Source organism: Nocardia sp. NPDC050413, assembly GCF_040655475.1.
GTDB classification, from domain to species: domain Bacteria; phylum Actinomycetota; class Actinomycetes; order Mycobacteriales; family Mycobacteriaceae; genus Nocardia; species Nocardia coubleae.
Genome location: NZ_JBFAJZ010000014.1, coordinates 89,674 through 104,151 on the forward strand (window position 1 = coordinate 89,674; position 14,478 = coordinate 104,151).

8 protein-coding genes are annotated in these 14,478 nt (G+C 68.5%); 3 read left to right on the top strand and 5 right to left on the bottom strand.

The window, feature by feature from the left end; translation table 11 throughout:
• From AB0I19_RS25950 to AB0I19_RS25970, 5 genes are all read right to left on the bottom strand, one after another.
• Complete coding sequence (locus tag AB0I19_RS25950) at window positions 1–987, bottom strand: MoxR family ATPase (protein ID WP_357151966.1); 987 nt, start codon at window positions 985–987, stop codon at window positions 1–3.
• Window positions 984–2,000 (bottom strand): DUF4129 domain-containing protein, encoded by a 1,017-nt coding sequence (locus AB0I19_RS25955; protein ID WP_357151968.1) that lies wholly within the window; start codon window positions 1,998–2,000, stop codon window positions 984–986. The genes AB0I19_RS25950 and AB0I19_RS25955 overlap by 4 nt, the downstream gene beginning before the upstream one ends.
• Window positions 1,997–2,857 carry a hypothetical protein gene (locus tag AB0I19_RS25960; protein ID WP_357151971.1) on the bottom strand — a complete coding sequence of 287 codons (861 nt, stop codon included), beginning with the start codon at window positions 2,855–2,857 and terminating at the stop codon, window positions 1,997–1,999. Before AB0I19_RS25960 ends, AB0I19_RS25955 begins: the two co-directional genes overlap by 4 nt.
• A gap of 37 nt (window positions 2,858–2,894) precedes the next feature.
• Window positions 2,895–4,448 carry an adenylate/guanylate cyclase domain-containing protein gene (locus AB0I19_RS25965; protein ID WP_357151974.1) on the bottom strand — a complete coding sequence of 518 codons (1,554 nt, stop codon included), beginning with the start codon at window positions 4,446–4,448 and terminating at the stop codon, window positions 2,895–2,897.
• Window positions 4,449–4,614: 166 nt separating this feature from the next.
• On the bottom strand, window positions 4,615–6,381 hold the full coding sequence (locus AB0I19_RS25970; RefSeq protein ID WP_357151977.1) for a DUF4407 domain-containing protein: 1,767 nt from the start codon (window positions 6,379–6,381) through the stop codon (window positions 4,615–4,617).
• Between the two features lie 937 nt (window positions 6,382–7,318).
• On the opposite strand from AB0I19_RS25970, the gene gltB reads away from it, so the two are divergent.
• The 3 genes from gltB to AB0I19_RS25985 all read left to right on the top strand — a co-directional run bounded on the left by gltB (window position 7,319) and on the right by AB0I19_RS25985 (window position 14,273).
• Entirely contained in the window at window positions 7,319–11,971 is a 4,653-nt protein-coding gene (gene gltB / locus AB0I19_RS25975) for a glutamate synthase large subunit (protein WP_357151979.1), read from the top strand.
• Window positions 11,964–13,433: a glutamate synthase subunit beta gene (locus AB0I19_RS25980; RefSeq protein ID WP_181698180.1), complete on the top strand. Its 1,470-nt coding sequence runs from the start codon at window positions 11,964–11,966 to the stop codon at window positions 13,431–13,433. The genes gltB and AB0I19_RS25980 overlap by 8 nt, the downstream gene beginning before the upstream one ends.
• Before the next feature lie 279 nt (window positions 13,434–13,712).
• Window positions 13,713–14,273 carry a tetratricopeptide repeat protein gene (locus AB0I19_RS25985; protein WP_067644105.1) on the top strand — a complete coding sequence of 187 codons (561 nt, stop codon included), beginning with the start codon at window positions 13,713–13,715 and terminating at the stop codon, window positions 14,271–14,273.
• Window positions 14,274–14,478 lie beyond the last annotated feature (205 nt).

Below are 14,478 nucleotides of genomic sequence, written 5' to 3' on the forward strand. Positions count from 1 at the left end.
CTACACCGGAACCGGCACCGAGCCGAGCAACGACGCGAGCACACCCTCGGCGCTCACCCCGTCCAGCTCGGCCTCCGGACGCAACTGCAGACGGTGCCGAAGCACCGGTACCGCAACGGTTTTCACATCGTCGGGGGTCACGTACCCACGCCCGTTCAGCCACGCGAAGGCGCGAGCCGCGGCGAGCAGCGCGGTGGCACCACGGGTCGACGCACCGTGCGCGACTGCGGGCGAGGACCGGGTGGCGCGGCACAGGTCGACGATGTAGGCGAGCACCTCGGGACTCACCGTCACCTGGCCCACCGCGGCCCGCGCGGCCGCGATGTGCGCCGGCCCGGCGACCGGCCGCAGCCCGGCCGCACCGAGGTCGCGCGGATCGAAGCCGTTGGTGTGGCGCTGCAGGATGCGGAACTCGTCGTCGCGTTCGGGCAGGCGGATGTCGACCTTGAACAGGAACCGGTCGAGCTGCGCTTCGGGCAGCGGATAGGTGCCCTCCTGCTCGATCGGGTTCTGGGTGGCGATCACCACGAACGGGTCGGGCAGCGGCCGGGGCTGCCCGTCCACCGAAACCTGGCGCTCCTCCATCGATTCCAGCAGCGAGGACTGGGTTTTCGGCGGGGTGCGGTTGATCTCGTCGGCCAGCAGCAGGTTGGTGAACACGGGCCCCTGCCGGAAGGTGAACTCGGCCGAATGCGGGTCGTAGATCTGCGACCCGGTGACATCACCCGGCATCAGATCGGGGGTGAACTGCACCCGCGCGTGCTCGAGGTCGAGCGAGGTGGCCAGCGCGCGCACCAGCAGCGTCTTCGCCACGCCCGGCACACCTTCCAGCAGCACGTGCCCCCGGCACAGCAGCGCGAGCACCAGATACAGCACGGCCTGATCGTTCCCGACCACCGCCTTACCGATCTCGGTACGCAAGGCGGCCAGCGCCGCCCCGGCCTCGGCCGCGGTCGGCGTCTTCTGCAGGACAGTGTTGTCGGTCATCCGAGCTCCGTCTCGATCCATTCGAGGTGTGCGGCAACGTGGTAGAGGGTCGGTTCGTCGGGCACCGGGCCGAACAGTACGGTGCCGATCTGGGCGGCGGGGGTGCCGAGGCGGGTGGCGATGGTCGTGACGAGTTGGTCGTCGGTTCGGGCGCCGAGGCGTGGCCGGATTCGGCGCAGGGTCGCCGAGCGCAGGATGTGGGCGACGTGGGCCACGTCGCCCGAGCGGCGGTACAGCCCCGCCTGGCCGGCGAGCAGTTCGTTGGCGGCTACCTCCACCGGGCGCGGTTCGCCGACCAGTGCGCCGCGCCTGCGGGCCCGCCACCACACCACGACGGCGAAGGCGATGAGCAGTTGCAGGCCGCCGTAGGCCAGCCAGCCGGGCAGGGTGCTGAAGATCGAGTCGCCGCCGACGGGGTCGGGGAGGTCGTCGGGCCGGTCCGGTGGGCTGTCGGTGGCCGGTGGGGGATCGGGTGGGGTCGGTGCGTTGGGCGCGCCGCAGGATTGCAGGCCCGCGTACAGGAGCACGCCGAGGAACAGGATGCCCGCGAGGACGGCCCAGAACCGTGGGTTGCGCAGGATCGCCGGGAGCGGCGGAAGTTGTCGGCGCGGTGCGGGTTCGGTGTCGACGATCTCGATGTCGACCGGCTCGACGGCCGGTGGTGGCGCGTGCTGGGAGTAGCGGTCGGCGTATTCGAGGTGGCGGTATTCGTCCTCGGTGGCGCGGCGGCCACCGTACACGACCTCGTCGAAAGTGCTTGCCGCCGGATGTAATTCGGCGGACTGTTCGGGTGGGAGGGCGAGGGTCGCGTCGTCGGCGGTTTCCTGCGCGGTGCGTGAGCGGCGCACCGGCAGGCTGCCGTTCTGTTCCAGTCCGCGCAGGACCGCACGGAAGCGCTCACGTACGGCACGGTCGAAATCGCGGCGGCCCGCGGCGTTCTCGGCTTCGGCGCGATGGTCGGCGGCCGGGCCGAGCCGGGGCGGTGGCGGGGGACCGAACTGGTTGTCGTTCATCGGTTCTCACCCGGGATGCGGATGTCGAGCCCTTCACGGACACAGCGGCGGTCGATGTAGCAGAGCACCCGGCTGGTGGCTTCCACGATCTCGGCGACCGTCACCACCAGCAGCAGACCACCGACCACCAGCGTGATGAAGGCCCATCGGTGGGTGCCGGAGAAGTCCGACAGGAAGAAGGGGATACCGAAGGCAGGCACCGCGAGCACGGCGAACAGCACTCGCTGGGTGAGCCAGAGTCCGCCGATGCTCCAGTTCCCGCCCTCCACCAGGTCTTTCGAGCGGGCAACGGCCTGCCGGTAACCGGCCTTCTCGGCGATGATCACGGGTTCGGTGACGAACCGGCGGGCCCGCAGATTCGACAGCCAGATCAGGGCGAGCGGATAGGTGATGACGAGCAGGCTGCCGACCGCAAGCACACCGATCCCGATGAGCGAGAACATGATCTGCGCGAGCACGAGCGGCCCGCCGTGCTGCGCGGCGGTCCGGATGCCCGCCCGCAGGCCGATGCGCGCGCCGGCGAAGTCGGCCAGCGCCAGGGCGACGGTCACACCACGCAGCACCAACCGCGACAACCACCCGAATACGGCCGTTGCCAGCACCACCGCCCACGCGGTACCCGCGTCGGAGCCGTCGGTGAGGTGCGAGACCAGGCCGGTGATGCCGAGAACACCGAGTACGGCGAGGGTGAGCGTTGCCCCCGCGAGCGCGGCCAGCGGCCGGATATGGGCCTGGATCAGGGCGAACGGCTCGTCGAGCAGCTCGCGAAATCGCAGGGGGCGGATCGGGACCGTCGGCGATTGTGCCGGATCGATGCCCGCCCCGACGGCGCCGACCGTGGTCACGACGGGGCGCACGGCCCGAGTCTAGCGGGGCCCGGCCGGGGGAGTGGGTTCACGGAGTGTGCGGAAGGGCGAGGTGGGTGGGTTGCAGGCGGCCACGCAGCGTGACCTGCTCGCCGAGGATCCAGTGGTTCGCTTCGGTCGGCGCGGACTTGGTGAGGGTGGTCGCGGAGGTGAGCAGGCGTTGTTCGTACTGCTTGGACAGTTCGCACAGGCGGGCCGCCTCGTTGACCGCATCGCCGATGACGGTGAACTCGTAGCGGTTGTGGGTGCCCACATTGCCCGCGACCACACGCCCGGCGGCGACGCCGATGCCCGCGTCCAGGTCGGAGGTGTCGCGCAGGCGGCGCTGGATGGCGCGGGCGCACGAAAGGGCCTCGCCCGCGGCGTCTTCCAGCGGGGCGGGGGTGCCGAAGATGGCGAGGGCCGCGTCGCCTTCGAACTTGTTGAGCAGACCACCGTGGCGTTCCACCTCGTCGACGACGATGTCGAAGAAGCGGTTGAGGATGCCGACGATCTCGGGCGCGGGAAGGGTGGCGGCCATGGTCGTGGAGCCGATGATGTCGATGAACAGGGCGGCGGCCTCGGTTTCGGTCCCGCCGAGGACGGGGCGCGACGCGATGGCGGCCATGGCGACATCGTGGCCGACGTGTTTTCCGAACAGGTCCTCGATCATGGCGCGTTCACGCAGGCCGTGCACCATGTGGTTGAAACCGCTCTGCAGCTCACCGAGCTCGGTGCCGTCGTAGAGCGCGATCTCGGCGTCGAGGTCGCCGTTCTCCACCCGGCGCAACGCCTGGCGCACACCACGGATCGGCGCGACCGTCGCGGCGACGACCTGCGCCATGAGCACCATGCCGAACAGCAACGCCGACCCGCCGAGACTGAGCACGCACACGGCCAGGCGCGCCTTGCTCACCTGGGGATCGGCCAGCGCCCAGATGGCGACGACCATCGCCAGCGCCACCGGCACACCGACACCGACCAGCCACGACAGCATGGTGCGACCGAACACGCCGATGCCACGACGGCGTTGCGGATCGGCTTGCAGCACCCGCGCGGTGACGGGCCGCAGCGCGAATTCGACGATCAGATAGCTGTTGGCGCACACCACGATCGCGGCCGACCCGATGGCGAGGATGAGCTTGGGGATGAGCCCCGGCTCGATCACGCCGTACACGACGGTGAGCACGATGAGCGCCAGAGTCCACAGCATCGCCTGCTGCAGCACCATCCAGCGCGGCGCCGAGACGGTGACCCGCTGTTCGGCCGGTGTCGGCACGTGCTCGGGATCGGTGGCCCAGCGCATGGTTCGCAGCCCGGCGACGGTTCCCCAGACCGTGCCGACCGCGAGCGCGGCCACCGCGCACAGCGGCGTGAAGACGGCGTTCACCAGCAGCAGCCGCCCGGTGAACATGCTCGGGCCCGGCAGCACGAACCCCGCGAGCACGATGGTCATCGCGATGCCGATGAGGTTGGCGATGAGCAGGGGAGCGGTGAGCAGCAACTGCACCCGCACCCGGCGGATGGTCGCCTTCTCCTCGGCGGGTCCGAGCAGGGGCGAACCCCAGGGCGAAGACGTCCCGGAGCGTACGTCGCTGATCACACTCGAACTGTAAACCGAACCAACCTGAACAGGCGACTCTGTTAGCTAGGTCACTGGTGAATCAGGTACGTATAACAACTGCTGACCGAGCATTTTGTCGTTCACAACCGGAGCTGATCGGTGCGATCGATCACCGCTGGCGCCCAGTGAACAGATGTCCACTGAGCTATCGCGCGGGCGGCAGCTGACGCTGCTGACCACCCGGCAGCTCCTGGGTATCCGACCCGGCCAGCTCACCCTGCCCGGCGGCGGGCAGCGCCGTGCCCTGTCCGGCGGGCAACGCGGTGTAGCTCGGCTGCCCAGGGTACTGGCGCGGATCCGGGTGGTAGTTCCGGCCGGGCGCGTCAACCACATTCGACGCGATCTGCTGCGCGTACGGGTTGTACTGCGGCTGTGGATAACCCGCGGGCAGGTAGCCCTGCTGCCCGGGCGCCAGCTGATACGACTGCTGCGGCGCTTGCTGGAACTGCTGCTGCGAGTCCTGGGTATCGACGGTCACCTTCCGGCTGCGGCGCAGCGTGAAGGTGACCTCCTCGACCTCTTCGAACGCCTGTCGCGCGGTCCGCAGCGGATGCGTGGCCGAGTCGATGGCATTGGCGACGAACGACGGGACGAGCGGCCGGATCCAGCGCGCGGCGGTGTCGGTGAACGGCACGGTCCCGATGATCGGCAGCTCCAGCCCGCCCCCGGTCGGCGCCTGCGGCGGTGCCTGCTCGGCGGGTACCAGCGCACCGGCCTGGCCGTGCGGCAGGGCGTGCGGGAGGTATCCGGCGGGCAGCTGCTGCTGCGAAGTCGGCTCCAGAGCCACGGACTCGTCCTTTCGATGCGGCTCGGTGTACCCGAGCTCGAAACCGCCGATCGCGGCGATGATCCTGGTTCGCTGACGTTCTCGATCGATCACGCCGTCGGCCTCGATGGCCAGTCGTTGCGAGTCGAGTTCCTGGTCGGCCCGCAGCACCGCCGTCTCGGTGCGCACCTCGGCCTGTTTCACCGCGATGGCGGCGTCGGCGGCGCGTTCGGCCCGGTCGGCGATCTCGTCGGCGGCGACCTTGCGGTCCAGCGCGGTCTCCCCACGCCACCAGCGCAGCAGCAGCGGCAACAACGCCAGCGCGATTCCCGCGACCAGCATCAGCAGGCGAAGCGCGGCGCCGCCGAGGTGATCGGCGGTGTAGCCGTTCATGGCCAGCCAGCGGGCGCCGATCCCGCGATCGCCCTCGGCGAAGGCGTCGGCGCGGGCCGCGGCCAGCTCGGCCGTTTCGGCGCGCACGCGCTGGTCGAGGCCGTCGGTGCGGGCCTGTGCGGCGGCGAGCTGCTTGCGGGCGTCGTCGAGCATCTCGTTGGCGGTCTGGGCCTCGGGTCCGCGACCGGGAACACCGGTGATGCGGGTCTGCGGGCACTCCGGGGTCGGATTGAACTCGCAGCGCGCGATGACGAGGTTGCGGTCGATGTCGGCCTGCGCGGTCGCGATGGACGCGTCGAGGGCGGCGCGGTCGGCGACGGCGAGGTCGTACTCGGCGCGCGCGGTGGCGACGGCAGGCGCCTGTTCGGCGTCGGCGTGGGCGCGCACGTCCAGCTCGCGGTCGACGATCCCGCCGAGCAGCACGGTGGCGGCCAGCTCGGCCACGAACACCCCGGCCAGCACGCCGACTCCGACGCGCGCGGCGGTGCCGCGCCGGTCGTCGGTGGTGTTTCTGGTGGCAAGCGCCCGCCCGATCGCACCGGCCGCCACGGCGGCGAGCAGCGCGAGCACGGCGACGAAGAAGAACCCGATCCCGTCGGCGGCGGCGAGCGCGACGGCGGTGACCAGCCCCGAGGCCACGGCGAACAGCGCCACTGCGGCGCCGGTGACGACATATCCGGCGTGGTCGGGCCCGATATCGTCGCGCGAAGGCGTGACGAGGCCGCCGCCGAGCCAGGCGAGTGTGCCGGTCATACCTTCTCCCCGGTTCTTTCGCGTGGCGAAACTGTCATGGATTCGTGGTGTCAGCGTGACAGGCCCGGCGCCGCCACACCGAGCGGCGAAGCGGTATTTGTGGTCAGCCTCACAGATCCGAACTCCCGGCATCGCGCCGGCAGTCGGCGCGGGCCGCCGACCTCGGCGTGTCGGTCCCGGCGAGCCGCATCGGTGGCCGCTTCGGGGGCATCGTGTGGCGAACGACACTGCCGCCCGTTAGCTGGATATGTGCTGTGAAGAGCGTCTCACGCGCAGACCGTACGGTCGGCTGGCTACCAGGGCATGTCGGGGCGCTGTCGGGAATATCTCACCCCCGACGGCCCTGGTTAGCGGGGAAACCATAGGTTTGACCTGCGCTTTGCCGGGGAATCCTGCTGCGATGCAGGCGAGTTCGGTCGAAGGTCACACACCTCCGGCCGGTTCCGGCTCGCCTGTCGGCAGTGTTCGCGCAGGTCGGCGCCGGTTCTGCGGGATCGATCCGGCCCCCGCCCTGCTTTACACTGGACGACGCGCGTGACGATACGGGCTGGCGTTACAAACCCCAGCTAGACAGGGTTACTAAGCCCAACCTTAGTTGGTTGGGTCTGCGGTCTGACTTATCGTTTGCTCTTACGCCGAACGCACCCTTGTTCGGCACAACCACCTGTTCGGGGTCCGGTGAAACCGGGCCAAGAGTAGCGGGTGAAACCCCGCGCGGAGGTAAGGGACATGTAAGCGTCCCGTTACCTCTGAGCACCCCCACTACGTCAACGAAGCGGGTGGACAACTGGAGACGTGACTGCACGCCGCAAACCATCATCGCCGCTGGTTTCGGATCGTACGGACGCAGTCTTGACGGAGGCGAAACGACGAAGGGTCCACGCTCAGCTTGCTGGGTGGCCGATCATCGACAGCCGACTTTCTTGAAGGCAGAGGCATGACGCAACTTCCTGGCCACAGGTCACCCGGTGTCACCGGGCTCTACGATCCGGCATACGAGCACGACGCCTGCGGCGTCGCATTCGTCGCCGACATGCACGGACGACGCAGTCGAGACATCGTCGACAAGGCCATCACGGCACTGCTGAACCTGGAGCACCGAGGTGCCGCGGGCGCCGAGCCGAACTCCGGCGACGGCGCGGGCATCCTGATCCAGCTCCCGGACAAGTTCTTCCGCGCGGTTGTGGACTTCGAGTTGCCCGAGGCGGGTTCCTACGCCACCGGTATCGCCTTCCTCCCGCAGGCCCGCCGCGAAGCCGCGCGCGCCGCCTACGGCGTCGAGAAGATCGTCGCCGAAGAGGGCATGGCCGTACTCGGCTGGCGTGCGGTGCCGATCGACGAGTCCTCGCTCGGCGCGCTGGCCCGCGATGCCATGCCGACCTTCCGTCAGCTGTTCATCGGCTCGCCCAAGAACTCGGCCGAGCAGCTCTCGGGCATGGACCTGGAACGTCGCGCCTACGTGATCCGCAAGCGCATCGAGCACGAGCTCGGCAACGCGGGTCCCGGCGAGGGCGCCGTCGGCAAGGAGTCGGTGTACTTCCCGAGCCTGTCCGGCGAGACCTTCATCTACAAGGGCATGTTCACCACGCCGCAGCTACGCGCGTTCTACCTGGACTTACAGGACGAGCGCGTCGAGTCGGCCATCGGCATCGTGCACTCGCGCTTCTCCACCAACACCTTCCCCTCGTGGCCGCTGGCGCACCCGTTCCGCCGGGTCGCCCACAACGGTGAGATCAACACCGTCACCGGTAACGAGAACTGGATGCGCGCGCGTGAGGCGCTGCTGCGTTCGGACGTGTTCGGCAAGGACGAGGCGGGCAACAACCGCCTGAACAAGATCTTCCCCGTCTGTACCCCCGGCGCGAGCGACACCGCCCGCTTCGACGAGGTGCTCGAACTGCTGCACCTGGGCGGGCGCGACCTGCACCACGCGATCATGATGATGATCCCCGAGGCGTGGGAGCGCAACGAGAACATGGACCCCGCGCTGCGGGCGTTCTACGAGTACCACTCGATGCTGATGGAGCCGTGGGACGGCCCGGCCTCGGTCTGCTTCTCCGACGGCAAGAAGATCGGCGCCGTGCTCGACCGCAACGGTCTGCGCCCGGGCCGCATCTGGGTCACCGAGGACGGCCTGGTCGTACTGGCGTCCGAGGTCGGCGTGCTCGACATCGACCCGTCCACCGTCGTCCAGAAGATCCGCCTGCAGCCGGGCAAGATGTTCCTGGTCGACACCGAGCAGGGCCGCATCGTCACCGACGCCGAGATCAAGTCGGAACTGGCCGGCGCCGAGCCGTACCAGGAATGGCTCGACGCGGGCGTGAGCCGCCTGGCCGACCTGCCCGACCGCCCGCACGTGCACATGTCGCACGACCGCGTGCTGATCCGTCAGCAGATCTTCGGGTACACCACCGAGGACCTGAACCTGCTCATCACCCCGATGGCCAAGACCGGCGGTGAGGCGCTGGGCTCGATGGGCACCGATACCCCGATCGCGGTGCTGTCGAACCGGTCGCGCCTGCTGTTCGACTACTTCTCGCAGCTCTTCGCGCAGGTCACCAACCCGCCGCTGGACGCCATCCGCGAGAAGGTCGTCACCAGCCTCAAGCGCAACATCGGCCCCGAGGCCGACCTGCTGCACCCCGGCCCGGAGTCGTGTAAGCAGATCGCGCTCGAGCAGCCGATCCTCGACAACGACGAGCTGGCCAAGCTGGTCCACATCAACGACGACGGCAGCCACCCCGAGCTGCGTTCGGTCGTGGTCCGCGGTCTGTACCCGGTCGCCGAGGGCGGCGAGGGTCTGCGCCGGGCACTCGAGGCCATCAACACTCAGGTCTCGGCCGCGATCGACGGCGGCGCGCGCATCATCGTGCTGTCCGACCGTGAGTCCAACGAGAAGCTGGCGCCGATCCCGTCGCTGCTGCTCACCTCCTCGGTGCACCACCACCTGGTGCGCGAACGCACCCGCACCATGGTCGGCCTGGTCGTGGAGGCCGGTGACGCCCGCGAGGTGCACCACATGGCCGCCCTCGTCGGCTTCGGCGCCGCCGCGATCAACCCGTACATGGCCTTCGAGTCCATCGAGGACATGCTCGAGCGCGGCTCGCTGGCGCTGCCCGCCAGCACCGGCGACCTGGCCGCCGACTACCGCAAGGCCGTCGCGAACTACTGCACCGCGGCCAGCAACGGCGTGCTCAAGGTGATGTCGAAGATGGGCATCTCCACCCTCGCCTCCTACAACGGCGCCCAGCTGTTCCAGGTCATCGGCCTGGCCCAGGACCTGGTCGACGAGTACTTCACCGGCCTGCGCTCGCCGCTGGGCGGTATCGGTCTCGACGAGATCGCCGAAGAGGTGGCCATCCGCCACCGCACCGCGTTCCTGGAGAACCGCAACGAGCGCGCCCACCGCGAGCTCGAGGTGGGCGGTGAGTACCAGTGGCGTCGCGAGGGTGAGTACCACCTGTTCAACCCGGACACGGTGTTCAAGCTGCAGCACGCCACCCGCACCGGCCAGTACTCGATCTTCAAGGAGTACACCAAGCTGGTCGACGACCAGTCCGAGCGCCTGGCCGCGCTGCGCGGTCTGTTCAAGTTCAAGAAGGGCGTGCGCGCGCCGATCTCGATCGACGAGGTCGAGTCCGCCCGCGAGATCGTGAAGCGGTTCTCGACCGGCGCGATGAGCTACGGCTCCATCTCGGCCGAGTCGCACGAGACCCTCGCGATCGCGATGAACCGTCTCGGTGCCCGCTCCAACTCCGGTGAGGGTGGCGAGAGCCCCGCTCGCTTCGAGGTGGAGGAGAACGGCGACTGGCGCCGGTCGGCGATCAAGCAGGTCGCGTCGGGTCGCTTCGGTGTCACCGCGCACTACCTGACCAACGCCACCGACATCCAGATCAAGATGGCCCAGGGCGCCAAGCCGGGTGAGGGCGGTCAGCTGCCCGCGCACAAGGTGTACCCGTGGGTCGCCGAGGTGCGGCACTCGACGCCGGGCGTGGGTCTCATTTCCCCGCCGCCGCACCACGACATCTACTCGATCGAGGATCTGGCGCAGCTGATCCACGACCTGAAGAACGCGAACCCGCAGGCTCGGATTCACGTGAAACTTGTCGCGGAGCCGGGTGTCGGCACCGTCGCCACCGGTGTGTCCAAGGCGCACGCCGACGTCGTGCTCATCTCGGGCCACGACGGCGGTACCGGTGCTTCGCCGCTCACCTCGCTCAAGCACGCGGGTGGTCCCTGGGAGCTCGGCCTGGCCGAGACCCAGCAGACCCTGCTGCTCAACGGCCTGCGCGACCGCATCGTCGTCCAGGTCGACGGTCAGATGAAGACCGGCCGCGACGTGATGATCGCCGCGCTGCTGGGCGCCGAGGAGTTCGGTTTCGCGACCGCTCCGCTGGTCGTCTCGGGCTGCGTGATGATGCGCGTGTGCCACCTCGACACCTGCCCGGTGGGTATCGCCACCCAGAACCCGGTGCTGCGCGAGCGTTTCACCGGCAAGCCGGAGTTCGTCGAGAACTTCATGCTCTTCATCGCCGAGGAGGTGCGTGAGCTGCTCGCCGAGCTGGGCTTCCGCACGCTCGACGAGGCCATCGGCCGGGTCGACCTGCTCGACACCGCCAAGGCCAAGGAGCACTTCAAGGCCGCCAAGCTCGACCTGTCCCCGATCCTTGACATGCCGGAGACGGCGTTCATGAACCAGGACACCCGCTGCACCGGCACCCAGGACCACGGTCTGGACAAGGCGCTGGACAACGAGCTGATCGCCCAGGCCGCGCCCGCGCTCGAGCGTGGCAAGGCCGTGAAGATCGAAACCAAGATCACCAACGTGAACCGCACGGTCGGCACCATGCTCGGCCACGAGGTGACCAAGCTCTACGGTGGCGCGGGCCTGCCCGACAACACCATCGACATCACCTTCAACGGTTCGGCGGGCAACAGCTTCGGCGCGTTCGTTCCGGCCGGTATCACGCTGCGCGTGCAGGGTGACGCCAACGACTATGTCGGCAAGGGTCTCTCGGGTGGTCACATCGTGGTCCGCCCGTCGCTCAACGCGCCCGCCGGCTTCGTCGCCGAGGACAACATCATCGCGGGCAACGTGATCATGTTCGGTGCCACCAGCGGCCGCATCCTGATAAACGGTGTCGCGGGCGAGCGCTTCGGCGTGCGTAACTCCGGCGCCACCGCGGTCGTCGAGGGTGTGGGCGACCACGCGCTCGAGTACATGACCGGTGGCCGCGTGGTCATCCTCGGTGGCACGGGCCGCAACCTCGGTGCCGGTATGTCCGGTGGTGTGGCGTTCGTCTACGACCCGGAAGGCACGCTCGCCGAGCGCGTCAACCCGGATCAGGCCGATGCGATCGAGCAGCTCTCCGGTGACGACTTCACCTGGCTGCGCGACATCATCAGCACCCACCGCGACGAGACGGGTTCGGCTGTGGCCGAACGCATCCTGAGCGACTGGTCCCAGCAGGTGAACCACTTCGTGAAGGTCATGCCCCGCGAATACAAGAAGGTTCTGCTCGCCATCTCCGAAGCCGAGAAGAGCGGCAAGGACGTTGACGAGGCGATTATGGAGGCGGCTCGTGGCTGACCCACAAGGATTTCTGAAGCACACCTCGCGGGAACTCCCGGCGCGTCGACCGGTCGAGCTGCGTCTGCTCGACTGGAAAGAGGTCTACGAGGACAAGTTCTCCCACGAGACCCTGCAGAAGCAGGCCAGCCGCTGCATGGACTGCGGTATCCCCTTCTGCCACAACGGTTGTCCGCTCGGGAACCTGATCCCCGAGTGGAACGACCTGGTGTACAAGGACTCGTGGCGCGAGGGCATCGACCGGCTGCACGCCACCAACAACTTCCCGGAGTTCACCGGGCGGCTGTGCCCGGCGCCGTGTGAGGCGTCGTGCGTGCTCGGCATCAACCAGCAGCCGGTGACCATCAAGCAGGTCGAGGTCGAACTCATCGAGAACGCCTTCGACGAGGGCTGGGTCACCCCGGTGTACCCGACCCGCCTGACCGGCAAGAAGATCGCCGTCGTCGGTTCGGGCCCGGCCGGTCTGGCCGCCGCGCAGCAGCTCACGCGTGCCGGTCACACCGTCACCGTCTTCGAGCGCGACGACCGCATCGGTGGCCTGATGCGCTACGGCATCCCGGAATTCAAGATGGAGAAGTCGGTCATCGACCGTCGTCTCGCACAGATGGAAGCCGAAGGCACCATCTTCAAAACCGGCGTGAACGTTGGCGTCGACATCACCGCCGAGCAGCTGCGTGAGCGTTTCGACGCGATCGTGCTCGCCGGTGGCGCCACCATCGCCCGCGACCTGCCGATCCCTGGCCGTGAGCTCGACGGCATCCACCAGGCGATGGAGTTCCTGCCGCTGGCCAACCGCGTGCAGCTCGGCGACGACATCACCGACGAAGAAGGCCTGCCGCCCATCCACGCGAAGGGCAAGAAGGTCGTCATCATCGGTGGCGGCGACACCGGCGCCGACTGCCTCGGCACCTCGCACCGCCACGGTGCCGAGTCGGTGCACCAGTTCGAGATCATGCCCCGTCCGCCGGAGGAGCGCGCAGGCTCCACCCCGTGGCCGACCTACCCCCTCATGTACCGGGTCTCCTCGGCGCACGAGGAGGGCGGCGAGCGCGTGTTCTCCGTGAACACCGAGCGTTTCGTCGGCAAGGACGGCAAGGTCACCGGTCTGGAGGCCCACGAGGTCACGATGGTCAACGGCCGTTTCGAGAAGGTCGAAGGCACCGACTTCACCCTCGAAGCCGACCTGGTGCTGCTGGCCATGGGCTTCGTCGGCCCGCAGAAGCCGGGCCTGCTGACCGACCTGGGCGTCGGCTACGACGGCCGCGGCAACGTCCAGCGCGACAAGAACTGGGCCACGAACATCCCCGGCGTCTTCGTCGCCGGTGACATGGGTCGCGGCCAGTCGCTCATCGTCTGGGCCATCGCCGAAGGCCGCGCCGCCGCGGCCGCCGTCGACAAGTACCTCGAGGGTGAAACCGCGCTCCCCGCGCCGATCCCCCCGACCGCTGTCGCCCAGCGGTAATCAGTTCGACCGAAGGCGCCCACGGACTCCTCAGTCCGTGGGCGCCTTCGTCGTCGCACCGCAGGTGGCGCGGGAGTTTGCCAGGGATATGCGTCGGGTATGAATCCTTATGGCGCTCAAAGACTTAGGGGTGCCGATAATGGACGTGGCCGATCTTCCTTGCAGCACATAGACTTTCCGTGACGAGGTGTACGGGAGATCCGAGGGGGAGCTGTGCCGTTGCCGCCGGGAACGTTGGCGTATCTGCGCCGCGCAGCAGAGCGCGGTGACGGTACCGCTATGCACAACCTTGCCCACTTCTACCACGATCACAGCGATTACGAGGGTGCGGAGTACTGGTTCCGGCGGGCGGCGGCGGCGGGGCATACGCGCTCGATGAACAATCTCGCGGTGTTGCTCGATCAGTTCGGGGAGCTGGCCGAGGCCGAGATCTGGTATCGGCGGGCGGCGGCGGGCGGCAACGCCAACGCCATGTACAACCTGGCGACGATGCTGTATCAGAGCGGCGATATCGCCGAGGCCGAGACCTGGTACCACCACGCGGCACTCGCGGGGCACGTGGACGCCATGTACAACCTCGCGCGGTTGCTCGAGGACGACAACCGGCTCGACGACGCCGAAGCGTGGTACGACGAGGCGGCCGCGGCGGGCGACATCGACTCGATCAACAATCTCGGTCTGCTGCTGCGTCGTCGGGGCGCGATCACGGCGGCCCGGCGCTGCTTCCGGCGCGCCGCCGATCTCGGTCATCCGAAGGCGATGGCCAATCTCGCCGCGCTGCTCGAATCCGAAGGGGCGCACCGGGAAGCCGAATCCTGGTATCGCCGCGCCGCCGGCTGATCCAGCCGGCCTCGAACGCGACTCGGTTCCGACCTGTCATCGACTACCACCGAAGTGGGGGCACCCGCTGAGTGGCGCCGACGTGCATTCGCACTATGGCGAGTTCTGCGAAGACTATTAAAACGGAAGTTCGCCACCGGGTCGCTGAACGATGGAAACCGGTATTGACCACGGGCTTCGAGCGGTACCGGCGAACCGACCCGTT

What these genes read in the sequence shown, in the direction of transcription:
- AB0I19_RS25970 (WP_357151977.1), bottom strand. Translation starts at nt 6,381, where the DNA reads ATGACCGGCACACTCGCCTGGCTCGGCGGCGGCCTCGTCACGCCTTCG.
- gltB (WP_357151979.1), top strand. Translation starts at nt 7,319, where the DNA reads ATGACGCAACTTCCTGGCCACAGGTCACCCGGTGTCACCGGGCTCTAC.
- AB0I19_RS25985 (WP_067644105.1), top strand. Translation starts at nt 13,713, where the DNA reads ATGCACAACCTTGCCCACTTCTACCACGATCACAGCGATTACGAGGGT.
- AB0I19_RS25950 (WP_357151966.1), bottom strand. Translation starts at nt 987, where the DNA reads ATGACCGACAACACTGTCCTGCAGAAGACGCCGACCGCGGCCGAGGCC.
- AB0I19_RS25955 (WP_357151968.1), bottom strand. Translation starts at nt 2,000, where the DNA reads ATGAACGACAACCAGTTCGGTCCCCCGCCACCGCCCCGGCTCGGCCCG.